The following is a 13,338-nucleotide window of genomic DNA, read 5'->3' as shown; positions in this document are numbered from 1 at the left end:
CACGACATGATATAAATGGCCGAATTATGGCGAAATGAATGCATTCGGTGTCGCGTTGGCTGCTGCGTGGCGTTACGTGCGCGGCATGCGCTACGCGGCCTCGAGCATGTGTGCCTGGCGATAGAGGCCGGTGACGAGATCCGTCTGGGTAATGATCCCGACGAGCCGGCGCGATGCATCGACGACCGGAATGTGGTGGTGGCCCGAATGCGTAAACAGCGGAACGAGCGCGGTGATCGGCATCGTTTCCGGCACGCACGCGACATCGCGCGTCATCACGGTGGCGACGCTCGCCGCCTGGCCGCCGAGCGATTGCGGCAGCCGTGCCGACAGGCGCTGCCACAGCGGGGCCGGGCGGCGCAACTGCCGCGTGAGGTCGGCGCGCGTGACGATGCCGGTCAGGCGACCTTCGCCGTCGACGACCGGCAGCGCCTTCACGCGGTGGCGGTCGAGCAGCGTGAGCGCGGCCGTCACCGACGTCGACGGTGCGACTTCGATCGCATGCCTCGTCATCAGGTCGGCGCACGAGAGCTGGCCGAAGGTGCGCGCATAGGCCTGCATCTCGGTTTCGCGCAGCAGCGCCTCGAGATCGTCCGGATCGACGTCGAGCCATTCGCCGCGGCGCTTCAGCACCGCATCGAGGTCGCCGCGCGTGAAGCCGCCGCGCGCCGGTGCGGCGCCGCCTGCCTGCGGTTTCGCTTCCGGGCGCACGCCGCCATGCGGGTAACGGTGCCCGGTCAGCGCATGATAGGCGAGCGCGGCCGACAGCAGGATGGCCGATTGCAGCGCGATCGGCTCCAGCACGAAGCTGAACCCGAGCGAATGAATCGCGGGGCCGCCGACCACGGCCGTGAGCGCGACGGCGCCCGACGGCGGGTGCACGCAGCGCAGCACGAACATGCCGCCGATCGCACAGGCGATTGCAACCGCAGCGGCCGTGATCGGATCGGCGATCCACTGTGCGCACGCGACACCGACGGTCGCCGCGACGAGATTGCCGCCGATGATCGACCACGGTTGCGCAAGCGGGCTCGCCGGCACCGCGAACAGCAGCACGGCCGACGCGCCCATCGGCGCGACGAGCAGCGGCATGAGGCCCGGCACGCCGGGCAGCAGCCGCATCGTCACGCCGACCGTCGCGATGCCGACGAGCGCGCCCGTGCACGAACGCAGGCGCTCGCGCCAGCCCAGCGACATCGGATGGGGAATGAAGCTGTGCAGCCATTGCCGCAACGTGCGGCGCGACGAAGGGGAGCCTGACGACATGGACGGTAAGCGATAAAGGTGACGGCGCGGATGCGCGCAGCGACGAGCCGCGAATTATATCGTGTTGTGATACAAATTGTCGTGCTGCATCAAGCCGTTGCACGTGCGCGACGCGCATTGCTTGCAAGAACCTTTCATCGGATGAGAGGTTGCGGGCCGGAAACCAGCGCAAATTTGTCTGCAGCGGCGTACAATTCGGGCCACTGAATCCCCCGTCATGCCAGAACCCCGTACGCGATGCCCGCTCTCCCGCCTTTCCCCCGGCACGGTGATCGATTCGACGTGGTTCGCGGCTGCGTTCCGTTCCCCACCTGACGCGAGCGCTGCCGACGCCTCCCCACTGACTCCCCCGAAGCCAATTCAATGGACATGCTCGAAAACATGCGCCTGTTCGTGCGCGTTGTCGAATCCGGCAGTTTTACTGCGGTCGCGAAGGAAATCGACGCGACCACCGCGCAGGTTTCCCGCGCGGTATCGAACCTCGAAGCGCACGTACAGACGCGGCTGCTGCATCGCACGACGCGCCACCTCGGCCTCACCGAAAGCGGCGAACGCTATTTCGAGCGCGCTAAATCGATCCTCGCGGAAATCGACTACGCGAACGCGGAGGCGCGCAACGCATTGCTGCGGCCGAGCGGCAAGATGCGCATTCATGCGATGACGGGGCTCGGGCAGAGTCATGTCGTGTCGTCGATCGTCCGTTACCAGGAGGACAACCCGGACGTGTCGGTCGAGCTGACGCTCGCGCAGCGGATGCCGAATCTCGTCGAGGAGGGGTATGACGTATCGATCGTGACGGCGTCGCAACTGCCCGATTCGGGCTATGTCGCGCAGACCTGCGGCACGAGCTGCAGCGTGCTCGTCGCGTCGCGCGAATACCTGGCGCGCCACGGCACGCCGCAGTCGCCCGACGAATTGCCGAACCACGTGTGCCTGCGCCTCGATACGCCCGCATCGCCGGCCGGCGAATGGCGGCTCGAGCGCAGCGATGGCGAGGAGGCTGTCTACGAGCTACAGCCCGCGCCGTTTCAGGTCAACGTGCCGGACGCGCTGTGCGTCGCGGTGCGCGCCGGGCGCGGGATCGCTTGCGTCGCGCTGTACACGGTGCTCGACGACATCCGCGAAGGGCGGCTGATCCGCGTGCTGCCCGAGTACCGGCTGCAGACGGTGAGCGTGTACGCCGTCTACGCGACGCGCCGCTATCTCGACGCGAAGATCCGCACGTTCCTCGATCACCTGCGCACGACGCTCACGCCCGCGCTGGAGAACGACCTGCGTGAACTCGACCGGCTGACGACCGAACAGATGCCGGGCGGCCGCAAGCGCGCGTGACGATCCGCGCGGGCGTGCGCCGCGCGAACCGCAGGTGCCGCGGCGTGGTTCATGCGCGCGGCGCGATGCGAATCCGCTCGAAGCGCCCCGCGAGCCATCCGTAGGCGGCAATGCCGAGCAACCCGTGCGCGGCGACGAACCACAATGCGCCGGCGAACGAGCCGGTGCTGGCGACGAAATAGCCGATCACGAGCGGCGTGACGATCCCGGCGATGTTGCCGAGGCCGTTGAACACGCCGCCGCTCAGGCCGACCATGCCTTCCGGCGCGGTGTCGGCGAGCACGGCCCAGCCGACCGCCGCGAGCCCCTTGCCGAAGAACGCGATCGTCATCAGCGCGATCACGACCGCATTCGACGTTGCGCCGTTCGCAAGCACGAGCAGCGTCGCCATCGCCATCCCCACGACGAACGGCGTCTTGCGCGCCTTCGACGGATGCATGCCGCGCCGGATCAGCCAGTCCGACAGCACGCCGCCGAGCACGCCGCCCGTGAACCCGCAGATCGCCGGCAGCGCGGCGACCCAGCCGGCCTCCATGATCGTCATCCCGCGCCCCTTGATCAGGTAGATCGGGAACCACGTGATGAAGAAGTAGGTGAGTGCCGTGATGCAGTACTGGCCGACGTAGATCGCCCACAGGTTGCGGTGGCGGAACAGTTGCGACACGTCGTGCCACGACACGCGCGGCCGATGGCGCACGCGGTTCGCTTCGAGATCGACGAGCGCGCCGTGCGCGCGCAGGTAGTCGCGCTCCGCGTCGCTCACGCGCGGGTGGCCGTGCGGTTCGCGATACCACGCGAACCACAGCGCGGCGAGCGCGATGCCGAGCATCCCCATCCACAGGAACACGTGCTCCCAGCCGAGCGCATGCGTGAGCCACGCCATCGCGGGCGTGAACAGCACGACGGCCATGTACTGCGCCGAATTGAACAGGGCAGATGCCGTGCCGCGTTCGGCGGTCGGGAACCAGCACGCGACGATTCTCGAGTTGGCCGGGAACGCCGGCGATTCGACGAGGCCGAGCATGAAGCGCATCACGAACAGCGCGAGCGTGGCGGACGCGCCTTGCACGGCGAGCCAGCCGACCGTGCCCTGCAGCATCGTGAAGACCGACCACAGCAGCAGGCTCAGGCCGTACACGCGCCGTGCGCCGAAGCGGTCGAGCAGCCAGCCGCCCGGGATCTGGCCGATCGCATAGGCCCACGCGAACGCGGAAAAGACGATGCCGAGCTGCACGGGCGTCAGCCCGAGGTCATGCGCGACGCCGGTGCCGGCGATCGACATCGTCGCGCGGTCCGCATAGTTGATGACGGTGACCGCGAAGATCAGCGCGAGGACCGCATAGCGGACGCGTCCGATCGTGCGCGAGGCGGCGGGCGACGCGGCGAGGGCGGCGCCGCTGGATCGATTGGGCATGCGTGTCTCCTGGCCTCCGTCGAGCGGAGGCATCCGGTGTTGTAACGAGGGGCCGCGCAGCGGTGCGCCGTGATCAGCGCGTGACGCTGGTCGGCGGGCGCTGGCCCGCGAAGCATGCAGCGAGGTTGGCCAGCACGATCCGGCCCATCTCTTCGCGCGTTTCGTGGGTCGCGCTCGCACGGTGCGGCTGCACGACGACACGGTCGAGCTCGAGCAGCTCGGCCGGTACGTGCGGCTCGTTCGCGAATACGTCGAGGCCGGCGCCGGCGATTGTGCCGTCGGCGAGTGCGCGAATCAGCGCGGCTTCGTCGACCAGCTTGCCGCGTGCGACATTGATCAGGAATCCTTTGGGGCCGAGCGCGGCGAGCACGTCGGCGGTCACGAGCACGTTGCCGTGATCGGCCGATGCCGCGATCACGAGCACGTCGCTGTCGCGCGCGAGCGCGGCGAGGTCGGGCACGAAGCGATAGTCGCTGTCGCGATGCTCGCGCGGGCCGAAGTAGCTCACGGGCATCCGGAACGCCTGCGCGCGCTGTGCGATCGCACGGCCGACGCGACCAAGCCCGACGATGCCGAGACGCTTGCCGGTCACCTGCGTCGCGAGCGGCTGGACCGTCTTGCCCCAGCGGCCGGCGCGCACGATGCGCTCGCCGGCGCCGAGGTCGCGCAGCGTCATGAGGATCAGCCCCATCGCCATGTCGGCGACGTCGTCGGTCAGCACGTCGGGCGTCGTCGTCACGTGGATGCCGCGTGCCCGCGCGCGGTCGAGATCGACGGCGTCGGTGCCGATGCCGCTGATCGCGACGATCTCGAGCGCGGGCAGCCGGTCCATCAGCGTGGCGGCGAGGCCGTTCGCGCCGCCGGTCACGACACCGCGGATGCGGGCGGCGACGCGATCGAGCAGCGCGTCCGGTTGCTCGGCCGCATACAGCCGGTGCACCGCGTAACGGGCGGACAGTTCGGCGTCGATGGCGTCGGGGAGCGGCTGGGTGAGGAGGATGTCGATGGTCATGAAGGTCTCGGTCGGCTTGCGCGGCGCGGGCCGTGCATCAGGTGCAACCGAGTATAGAAATCGCATCGATATCCGTCTAACATCAAAAGACTATCGATTGATTCAAGAATTGGATGATTGAACTGCACCAGCTTCGCTGCTTCGTCGCGGTTGCCGAGGAACTGCATTTCGGCCGTGCGGCGCGACGGCTCTTCATGACCCAGCCGCCGCTCAGCCGGCAGATCCAGCTGCTCGAGCATGCGCTCGGCATCGCGCTGCTCGAACGCAGCAGCCGGCAGGTCAGCCTGACCGCGGCCGGCGAGCGCTTTCTGCGCGACGCGCGGCACATCCTCGAATTCTCCGCACGGGCCGAGCAGGCCGCGCAGCGCGTCGCACACGGCGGCGCCGGCCGCATCACGCTCGGCTTCACGGCGGTCAGCGCGTACCGGATGATCCCGATGCTGCTGGCGCACGCCGCGCACGCGCTGCCGGACGTCGACATCGAATTGCGCGAGATGGTGTCGACCGTGCAGATCGATGCGCTGGCGTCGCGGATGCTCGACGCCGGCTTCGTGCGCCAGCGCGCCGCGCGCCAGCCGCTCGAATACCGGCTCGTGCAGCGCGAGCCGATGCTGGTAGCGGTCGCGGAGGGCGCGCCGCTCGCCGCGTGCGAGCGCATCGGTCCCGACGATCTCGACCGGCAGCCGTTCATCGCGTATTCGCCGAACGAGGGGAAGTACTTCCACGACCTGATTTCCGGCGTCTTCGCGAACGCGGGGCGGCTGCCGAACTACCTGCATTACGTCGGGCAGACGCATACGATCCTCGGCCTCGTGCGCGCGGGGCTCGGCGCCGCGCTCGTGCCGGCGTCGGCGCGCGAACTGCATGTCGACGGCGTGGTGTTCCGGCCGCTGGCGGGCGCCGACGTGGCGGCCGAGCTGTATCTCGCGTGGCGCGCGGACAACGACAATCCGGCGCTGCCGGTGTTCAACGCGATGGTCGAGCGGTTCCTCTCGCAGGAGCAGGGCGGTGCGTAACGGCGTACGCCCGGAATACGTCCGTTCGATGTGACAAGCTTTCAATCCGGAAGCTTGCGCAAGCGATGGCAAGCAATCCTGACCGAGCACGACAGGTCGCAGTCCTGCGAATCCTTACCGTGCTGAAAGCCGGTTCGCAACCGGTGTTCCAACGGAGGAACGCAGTGCGTCGCTGCACTGCGACAACTGCTTGACGCTGCATGCCGGTCGGCGCAGGATACGTCCGTGCATTTGGAGCGGGACGCGCCGGCCGCGCGGTTCCTGCACCCGCGATACGCAGAAGAACAACGATGAGCCTTTACGCACTCGTACCGGAATACCGGCCCCGCGTTTGTCGGCCCGCCGGAACAACGCTTCACCCGACGCCTGTCGCGTCACGTATCCGTCATCCCGTTTCGTACCGTGCATCGGTACACTTTCCCGTCCGCGCACGAGCCGCGACGATGAACGGCGCCCGTCCGGCGCGCCGCATCGCAGCGTCGTCTGCCGCTCCTCACCACCGCATCCCGAACGGCGCCTACACCGGCGTCTCGTGACGTCCGTCGCGCCCATCCTTGCATTGCGCCGCCGGCTTGCCTGACTGCCCGGCGGCACCGGAGTCCGAAGCATTTCGATTGAGCTTGAAGAGGCAAACGCACGCAGTTCGGTTCGAGGTTCAAGGAGAAAAACTCATGTCGCAGCTTTCGAATGAAGAAGCAAACGGCAGTTCGGGGAGTGGCAAGGTCAAGCTGATCAAGTGGGCGATCATCATCGCCGGTGTCGCGATCGCGGCTCCGGCGGCGTTGTTCATCCTGAAGGGGGTGATCGCACTGGTCACGGCGGGCGTGATCGGCCTCGGCGCGATCTATTTCGCGCCGGTCGTCGCGATGAAGTTCGCGAACCAGAAGGTGAAGATGATCGTCCAGGAGGCGCAGGCCAATCCGATCGAGACGCTGATCAACCAGCTCGCGGAAAAGCGCCAGGCGGCGCAGAAATTCGCGGACAGCATCACCGCGTTTCGCACCGAGGTGAAGAACTTCGAGAGCAAGACGGAGCTGTTCGAGAAGCAGTATCCGGACGATGCGCCGCGCTTCCGGCAGCAGCTCGACACGATGAAGCAGCTGCTCTCGTTTCGCGAGGGCCGCTACAAGCAGGTGCAGGCCGAACTGAAGAACTTCGCATCGGCGATCGACCGCGCGAAGGCGATGTGGGACATGTCGCAGGCCGCGCAGCAGATGAACAAGCTCGCGGGCCGGCAAGCGTCCGACACGTTCGAGCAGATCAAGACCGACGTGGCCGTCGATTCGGTGATGCGCTCGGTCAACAAGGCGTTCTCCGAAATGGAGACGTCGCTGATGGACAACCCCGAGGTCAAGCAGGCACAGCAGCAGGCGGCGATGAGCGCGCCGCACGCGCCCGGGCTCGACACGACGACCCCCGCGCAACTGCCGTCGAAACAACAATAACTTCCCGCAGGCTTGCAACCATGAAAAAACTTCTTGGCGCCATCGCATTTCTGGTCGTGCTCGTCGGCGTATGGATCGTGCATCAGGGCGGCCTGTCGACGTTGATTCCCGCGCATGACGCGGCCCCGGCATCGACGTCCGCGCAAAATGGCGACGCCGGCCAGTCCGCTCAGTCTTCCCCGTCGGCCAACGTACTGCCGGCCGGCTTCACGCCGCAGGCCAGCGCGCTGAAATCGATTGCCGAAAACGGCATCGTGCGGATCTCCGTGCAGAACCCGAGCGAACCGTTCTTCGGCGAGGACAAGGGCACGCCGCACGGCTTCAACGTCGAATTCGCGCGGCTGCTGTTCGCGGATCCGTCGTTCTCGCACGGCGGCAAGCCGGTGGTCGTCGATACGCGTCACGAGGTCGACACATACCCGGGCGTGCCGAAGCAGCTGCTCGATACGGATGCGAAGGGGAACCACGTGGTCGACGTGGCGATGGACGGGCTGACGTTCCCGGACAACACGCCGTCGGGCGTCGTCTATTCGGTGCCGTACGTCGACGATTTCGGCTACTCGCTGATCGTGCGGCAGGGCTCCGCGATACGCTCGACCGACGATCTTGCGGGCAAGACGGTCGGCATCCTGAAGGGTGACCCGGACGTGCGTGCGTTCGTCACGCGCCAGTACCCGAACGTGAAGTTCGTCGAAGTCGACGATTCCGATCCGGCCTTCATTGCGAAGAGCATCGACGGCCATACGGTCGACGCGTTCATCTACGACTATCCGTTCGCGGTCAGCTCGATCAAGGACACCGACCTGAAGTTCGCGGTGACCAAGCTCGACGGCTCGAACATCGCGTACAAGATCGGCGTGCGCGCGGACGACCAGGATCTGCTGATCTACCTGAATGCCGCGATCGCGAAGCTCAAGCAGTCGCCCCAGTATCTCGACCTGCTGCGCAAGTACTTCGTCAGCGACCAGGCGGTGACGACCGCGGCCGCGTCGGGCGAGCATACGTACGTGGTGAAGGCGGGCGACACGCTGAACATGATCGCGGCGAGCAAGCTCGGCAGCGGCCAGCGCTATCGCGAGATTCAACGCCGCAACAACCTCGCCAACCCGAACCTGATCCTGGCGGGCCAGCATCTGGTGATTCCGGTGCGGTAACGGCGGCGCGGCGTGAACGAAGGAAGCTGAAGGGACGTGAAGGAGGGCGCGCGGCCCGGCGGAGATTATCCGCCGGGCCGCGCGCCTTTCTGCGTCAATGCGTGATCGACAGGAACAGGTATGCGGCGAACAGCGACAGGTGCACGACGCCGTGCAGCACCGTTGTACGCCCCTGGCTGAGCGTCAGCGTGCTGACGAGCAGGGTGAGCGCCAGCAGGACGGTTTCCATCGGGCCGATGCCGAGCGTGAGCGGCTGGCCGACCCAGATGAACACGGCCGCGACGGTCGGGATCGTCAGCCCGATACTCGCGAGCGCCGAACCGAGCGCCAGGTTCATGCTGGTCTGCAGGCGGTTCGCGCGTGCGGCGGTGACGGCCGCGAGCCCTTCCGGCAGCAGCACGAGCGCGGCGATCACGATACCGACCGCGGCCTCGGGTGCGCCGAGCCGCATCACCGCGTGCTCGACGGCCGGCGACAGCAGCTTCGCGAGCAGCACGACCGCGACGAGGCTCGCGAACAGCAGCAGCATGCTGATCACGGCGGTGCGGTTGCTCGGCGCTGCCGCGTGGACGGCCTCGTTCGCGCTGTCGTGCTCGGCGAGGAAGTAGTCGCGGTGGCGCACGGTCTGCACGAACACGAACGCGCCGTACAGCACGAGCGACGACACGCCGGCGAACGCGAGCTGCGATTTCGAGAAGAACGGGCCCGGCGCGGCGTTCAGGTAGTTCGGCATCACGAGCGACAGCACCGACAGCGACGCCAGCACCGCGAGCGCCTTGCTGGCGCCGCGCCCCTGGAAGTCCTGTTCACCGTGCTTCCACGCGCCGACCAGCAGGCAGATACCGACGATGCCGTTGCAGATGATCATCACGGCGGCGAACACGGTGTCGCGGGCGAGGCCTGATTTCTCGGGGCCCGCGCCGAGCATCACCGACACGATCAGCGCGACTTCGATGACGGTCACGGCAACCGCGAGCACGAGCGTGCCGAACGGTTCGCCGACGCGGTGCGCGACGACTTCGGCATGGTGGACGGCGGCGAACACGGCGCCGGCGAGCGCGGCGGCGAACACCGCGATGACGAGGCCTTCGGCCGGCACGACGCGCGACAGCGCGAGCACCAGCCACGCGGCAAGCGGGGCCACGAGGGTCCAGCGCGGGAGCTGGTTGGACGAGAGCGGCATGGAGGGTTTCCTTATGCGAGTGACGGCGCGCGACGCGCCGTCACGGATTGACGAAGCCCGGCCGTACTATCCGCCGAACGAGGATGATGAAACCGAAGGGGGCGGCACGCAACGGTGCTGCCCGGGGTTCGCCGCCATGTGGCGGCGAGGGGCGCGGGCGGGCCGAAGCCCCTCGCTGGATGAAACGGTTCGATGCAGCCGGCCGCGAACGGCGAGGCGAGCACGTGTGACGACGCATGGGCCGGGGGCTCGGTTCCGACCCCGAAAGGGCGGCCGATGATGGACGGCGGTGGCGGCGTGACACGCGGTTTCCCCCTGAAATCCGGCGGTTTGTCGAATTTTATCAGGCGTTCGGGGGTCACTATCTCATATTCGAATCCTTTCATAGACCTTTCTGTTCATAAAAAGTGCCCCGACCTTTCAAATTTTTGCCTTTGCTGTTTCCGTAACGGTCTCTTGCACGACAAATTCGGGCTCGCCCTGACATAAATCTACCGACCGGTCGGTTTATAATCGCTCGCACTTCCACTTCATGACGGATCGCAAGCGATGGCTGTTTCTTCTCCACATTCGGTGAACCCGGGCGCGCTGGCGCCGTCGGCCGTCGTCGGCGTGATCGGCGCCGGCGCGATGGGCGCAGGCATCGCGCAGGTCGCGGCGGCGGCCGGCCATGCGGTGCTGCTGTACGACCTGAACGAAGCCGCTTGCGACAAGGCGCTGGCCGGCATCCGCGCGCAGTTTGCGCGGCTCGCGGAGAAGGGCCGGCTCGAACCGGCGCAGGCCGACGCGGCCGGCAGCCGGATTCGCGCGGTGCGTGAACTGGCCGACTTCGCGGGCGCCGCGCTGATCGTCGAGGCGGCGGCCGAGCGGCTCGACGTGAAGCGCGAGATCTTTGCGACGCTCGAGCGCCATGTCGACGACGCGTGCCTGCTGGCCACCAATACGTCATCGATCTCGATCACGTCGATTGCGGCCGGGCTGCGTGTGCCGCAGCGTGTTGCCGGCCTGCATTTCTTCAACCCGGCGCCGCTGATGGCGCTCGTCGAGGTGGTCAGCGGGCTCGCGACCGCACCCGAGGTCGCCCAGGTGCTGGTGGCGACCGCCGCCGCGTGGGGCAAGCAGCCCGTGATGGCGAAATCGACGCCGGGCTTCATCGTGAACCGCGTCGCGCGGCCGTATTACGCGGAGGCGCTGCGCGTGCTGAACGAGCAAGGCGGCGCGCCGGCATCGATCGACGCGGTGATGCGCGAGGCCAGCGGCTTCCGGATGGGGCCGTTCGAGCTGATGGACCTGATCGGCCACGACGTGAACTTCGCGGTGACCGAATCGGTGTTCCGCGCGTACTTCAACGATCCGCGCTACACGCCGTCGCTGATCCAGCAGGAACTCGTGAACGCGGGGTTCCTCGGGCGCAAGTCGGGCCGCGGCTTCTATTCGTATGCGGACGGCGCGACGCCGCCCGCACCCGATCTCGAGGCACCGCGCGACGCGCCGGCCGATGTCGCGCTGTTTGCGCAGGACGGCCCGGCCGCCGCGCTGCATGCGCGCTTCGCCGAACGGATTCCGGGCGCCCGGCAGGCCGGCGCGCACGCCGACGATCTGCTCGCGATGGCCGGCCGTGCATCGATCGCGCTGACCGACGGCCGTACCGCGACCGTGCGCGCCGAGCAGACGGGCGTGGCCGATCTCGTGCTGGTCGATCTTGCGCGCGATTACGCGCAGGCCGGGCTCGTTGCACTGACGCGCGCGCTCCAGTGCAGCGATGCGGCCTATGCGGATGCGGTCGGCCTGTTCCAGCAGGCGGGTTTTCGCGTCGTCGGCGTCGCGGACGTGCCGGGCATGGTCGCGATGCGCACCGTCGCGATGCTCGCGAACGAGGCGGCCGATACGGTGAACCAGGGCGTGTGCTCGCCCGCCGATCTCGATCTCGCGATGGAGAAGGGCGTGAACTACCCGTGCGGCCCGCTCGCGTGGGCCGATGCGATCGGCATCGGCCGCGTGCATCGCGTGCTGTCGAACCTGGCGGCGAGCTACGGCGAGGACCGCTATCGCGTGTCGCCGCGCATCGCCGCGCTGCATGCCGCCGGCCGCACGTTCCGGCCGTAGCCTCGCCTCCCGTTGCTTCGAACACGATAACGACATCACTCCATTGGAGGAGCACCCCGATGACTCACCCGACGCATCCCGCCGCCGCCCTCGAGCCGATCGAGACCGCCAGCCGCGACGAACTGCAGGCGCTGCAGCTCGAGCGCCTCAAGTGGTCGCTGCGCCACGCGTACGACAACGTCCCGCACTATCGCCGCACGTTCGATGCGGCGGGCGTGCATCCGGACGACCTGAAGTCGCTGGCGGATCTCGCGAAATTCCCGTTCTCGACCAAGAGCGACTTGCGCGACAACTATCCGTTCGGGCTGTTCGCGGTGCCGCGCGAGCAGGTCGTGCGCGTGCATGCGTCGAGCGGCACGACGGGCAAGCCGACGGTGGTCGGCTACACCGCGCGTGACATCGACACGTGGGCGAACGTGACCGCGCGTTCGATCCGCGCGGCCGGCGGCCGCCCGGGCGACACGCTGCACAACGCATTCGGCTACGGGCTCTTCACCGGCGGTCTCGGGATTCACTACGGCGCGGAACGGCTCGGCTGCATGGTCGTGCCGATGTCGGGCGGGCAGACCGAGAAGCAGGTGCAGCTGATCCGCGATTTCGAGCCGAAGATCATCCTCGTCACGCCGTCTTACATGCTGAACCTGATCGACGAGATGGTGCGGCAGGGGATGGACCCGGCCGAATCGTCGCTGAAGATCGGCATCTTCGGCGCCGAGCCGTGGACGCAGGCGCTGCGCGAGGAAGTCGAGACGCGCGTGGGCATCGACGCACTCGACATCTACGGGCTGTCGGAAGTGATGGGCCCGGGCGTTGCGTGCGAATGCGTCGAGACGAAGGATGGCCCGGTGATCTGGGAAGACCATTTCTATCCGGAGATCATCGACCCGGTCACGGGCGAAGTGCTGCCCGACGGCAGCCAGGGCGAGCTCGTGTTCACGTCGCTGACGAAGGAGGCGATGCCCGTGATCCGCTACCGCACGCGCGACCTCACCGCGCTGCTGCCGCCGACCGCGCGCGCGATGCGCCGTCTCGCGAAGATCACGGGCCGCTCCGACGACATGCTGATCGTGCGCGGCGTGAACGTGTTCCCGAGCCAGATCGAGGAGATCGTCGTCGCGCTGCCGCAGTTGTCGGGCCAGTTCCAGATCACGCTGTCGCGCGACGGGCACATGGACCGCCTCGACCTCGCGGTCGAGTTGCGCTCCGAAGCGGCCGCGTCCGTCAGCGAAAGCGATCGCGCGGCACTCGCGCGCGAGCTGCAGCACCGGATCAAGACGATGGTCGGCGTGTCGTCCGGCGTGACGGTGCTGGCCGCCGGCGGCATTCCCGCGACCGCGACCGGCAAGGCGCGGCGCGTGATCGATCGCCGCCAGGCCGCCTGATTTCGATGTTTGCCGTTCTACCCGAGGA

At 67.7% G+C, this 13,338-nt stretch carries 11 protein-coding genes; 7 read left to right on the top strand and 4 right to left on the bottom strand.

The genetic code is table 11. The annotated features are described in order from the left end of the window. Positions 1 to 90: 90 nt before the first annotated feature. Entirely contained in the window at positions 91 to 1,266 is a 1,176-nt protein-coding gene (locus LXE91_RS19305; RefSeq protein WP_039351098.1) for an HPP family protein, read from the bottom strand. 363 nt (positions 1,267 to 1,629) lie between these two features. Between LXE91_RS19305 and LXE91_RS19300 the strand changes: the two genes are divergently transcribed. Then, complete coding sequence (locus LXE91_RS19300; RefSeq protein ID WP_039351095.1) at positions 1,630 to 2,598, top strand: LysR family transcriptional regulator; 969 nt, start codon at positions 1,630 to 1,632, stop codon at positions 2,596 to 2,598. Positions 2,599 to 2,647: 49 nt separating this feature from the next. Here the strand turns inward: LXE91_RS19300 and LXE91_RS19295 are convergent, their stop codons facing one another. Further along, on the bottom strand, positions 2,648 to 4,012 hold the full coding sequence (locus LXE91_RS19295; protein ID WP_039351093.1) for an MFS transporter: 1,365 nt from the start codon (positions 4,010 to 4,012) through the stop codon (positions 2,648 to 2,650). A 73-nt stretch (positions 4,013 to 4,085) separates the two neighbouring features. Further along, positions 4,086 to 5,024, bottom strand: a complete 939-nt coding sequence (locus LXE91_RS19290) for a 2-hydroxyacid dehydrogenase (RefSeq protein ID WP_039351090.1) — start codon at positions 5,022 to 5,024, stop codon at positions 4,086 to 4,088. Here LXE91_RS19290 and LXE91_RS19285 point away from each other — a divergent pair. From LXE91_RS19285 to LXE91_RS19270, 4 genes are all read left to right on the top strand, one after another. After that, positions 5,017 to 5,145, top strand: coding sequence for a hypothetical protein (locus tag LXE91_RS19285; protein WP_256093502.1), 129 nt, complete (start codon positions 5,017 to 5,019; stop codon positions 5,143 to 5,145). The two genes, LXE91_RS19290 and LXE91_RS19285, sit on opposite strands and share 8 nt — an antisense overlap. Continuing rightward, positions 5,138 to 6,040: a LysR family transcriptional regulator gene (locus LXE91_RS19280; protein WP_039351088.1), complete on the top strand. Its 903-nt coding sequence runs from the start codon at positions 5,138 to 5,140 to the stop codon at positions 6,038 to 6,040. Before LXE91_RS19285 ends, LXE91_RS19280 begins: the two co-directional genes overlap by 8 nt. A gap of 671 nt (positions 6,041 to 6,711) precedes the next feature. Beyond that, entirely contained in the window at positions 6,712 to 7,485 is a 774-nt protein-coding gene (locus LXE91_RS19275) for a hypothetical protein (protein WP_039351083.1), read from the top strand. A 20-nt stretch (positions 7,486 to 7,505) separates the two neighbouring features. Next, a complete protein-coding gene (locus tag LXE91_RS19270; RefSeq protein WP_039351081.1) occupies positions 7,506 to 8,639 on the top strand; it encodes a transporter substrate-binding and LysM peptidoglycan-binding domain-containing protein in 1,134 nt (377 codons plus the stop codon). A gap of 94 nt (positions 8,640 to 8,733) precedes the next feature. Here the strand turns inward: LXE91_RS19270 and LXE91_RS19265 are convergent, their stop codons facing one another. Beyond that, entirely contained in the window at positions 8,734 to 9,822 is a 1,089-nt protein-coding gene (locus LXE91_RS19265; RefSeq protein WP_039351079.1) for a calcium:cation antiporter, read from the bottom strand. A gap of 549 nt (positions 9,823 to 10,371) precedes the next feature. Between LXE91_RS19265 and LXE91_RS19260 the strand changes: the two genes are divergently transcribed. Together LXE91_RS19260 and paaK are read left to right on the top strand one after the other, a co-directional pair. Further along, positions 10,372 to 11,928, top strand: coding sequence for a 3-hydroxyacyl-CoA dehydrogenase (locus tag LXE91_RS19260; RefSeq protein ID WP_039351076.1), 1,557 nt, complete (start codon positions 10,372 to 10,374; stop codon positions 11,926 to 11,928). 59 nt (positions 11,929 to 11,987) lie between these two features. Then, positions 11,988 to 13,310 carry a phenylacetate--CoA ligase PaaK gene (gene paaK, locus LXE91_RS19255; RefSeq protein ID WP_039351073.1) on the top strand — a complete coding sequence of 441 codons (1,323 nt, stop codon included), beginning with the start codon at positions 11,988 to 11,990 and terminating at the stop codon, positions 13,308 to 13,310. Positions 13,311 to 13,338: the final 28 nt, after the last annotated feature.

The sequence above is a fragment of the Burkholderia contaminans genome (genome assembly GCF_029633825.1).
Lineage (GTDB): Bacteria > Pseudomonadota > Gammaproteobacteria > Burkholderiales > Burkholderiaceae > Burkholderia > Burkholderia contaminans.
This window is presented reverse-complemented; position numbering and strand designations above follow the sequence as displayed.

Excerpts from the sequence above, each read along its gene's own strand:
- LXE91_RS19290 (WP_039351090.1), bottom strand. The coding sequence starts at position 5,024 with ATGACCATCGACATCCTCCTCACCCAGCCGCTCCCCGACGCCATCGAC.
- paaK (WP_039351073.1), top strand. The coding sequence starts at position 11,988 with ATGACTCACCCGACGCATCCCGCCGCCGCCCTCGAGCCGATCGAGACC.
- LXE91_RS19295 (WP_039351093.1), bottom strand. The coding sequence starts at position 4,012 with ATGCCCAATCGATCCAGCGGCGCCGCCCTCGCCGCGTCGCCCGCCGCC.
- LXE91_RS19305 (WP_039351098.1), bottom strand. The coding sequence starts at position 1,266 with ATGTCGTCAGGCTCCCCTTCGTCGCGCCGCACGTTGCGGCAATGGCTG.
- LXE91_RS19280 (WP_039351088.1), top strand. The coding sequence starts at position 5,138 with ATGATTGAACTGCACCAGCTTCGCTGCTTCGTCGCGGTTGCCGAGGAA.
- LXE91_RS19300 (WP_039351095.1), top strand. The coding sequence starts at position 1,630 with ATGGACATGCTCGAAAACATGCGCCTGTTCGTGCGCGTTGTCGAATCC.
- LXE91_RS19260 (WP_039351076.1), top strand. The coding sequence starts at position 10,372 with ATGGCTGTTTCTTCTCCACATTCGGTGAACCCGGGCGCGCTGGCGCCG.
- LXE91_RS19265 (WP_039351079.1), bottom strand. The coding sequence starts at position 9,822 with ATGCCGCTCTCGTCCAACCAGCTCCCGCGCTGGACCCTCGTGGCCCCG.
- LXE91_RS19285 (WP_256093502.1), top strand. The coding sequence starts at position 5,017 with ATGGTCATGAAGGTCTCGGTCGGCTTGCGCGGCGCGGGCCGTGCATCA.
- LXE91_RS19270 (WP_039351081.1), top strand. The coding sequence starts at position 7,506 with ATGAAAAAACTTCTTGGCGCCATCGCATTTCTGGTCGTGCTCGTCGGC.
- LXE91_RS19275 (WP_039351083.1), top strand. The coding sequence starts at position 6,712 with ATGTCGCAGCTTTCGAATGAAGAAGCAAACGGCAGTTCGGGGAGTGGC.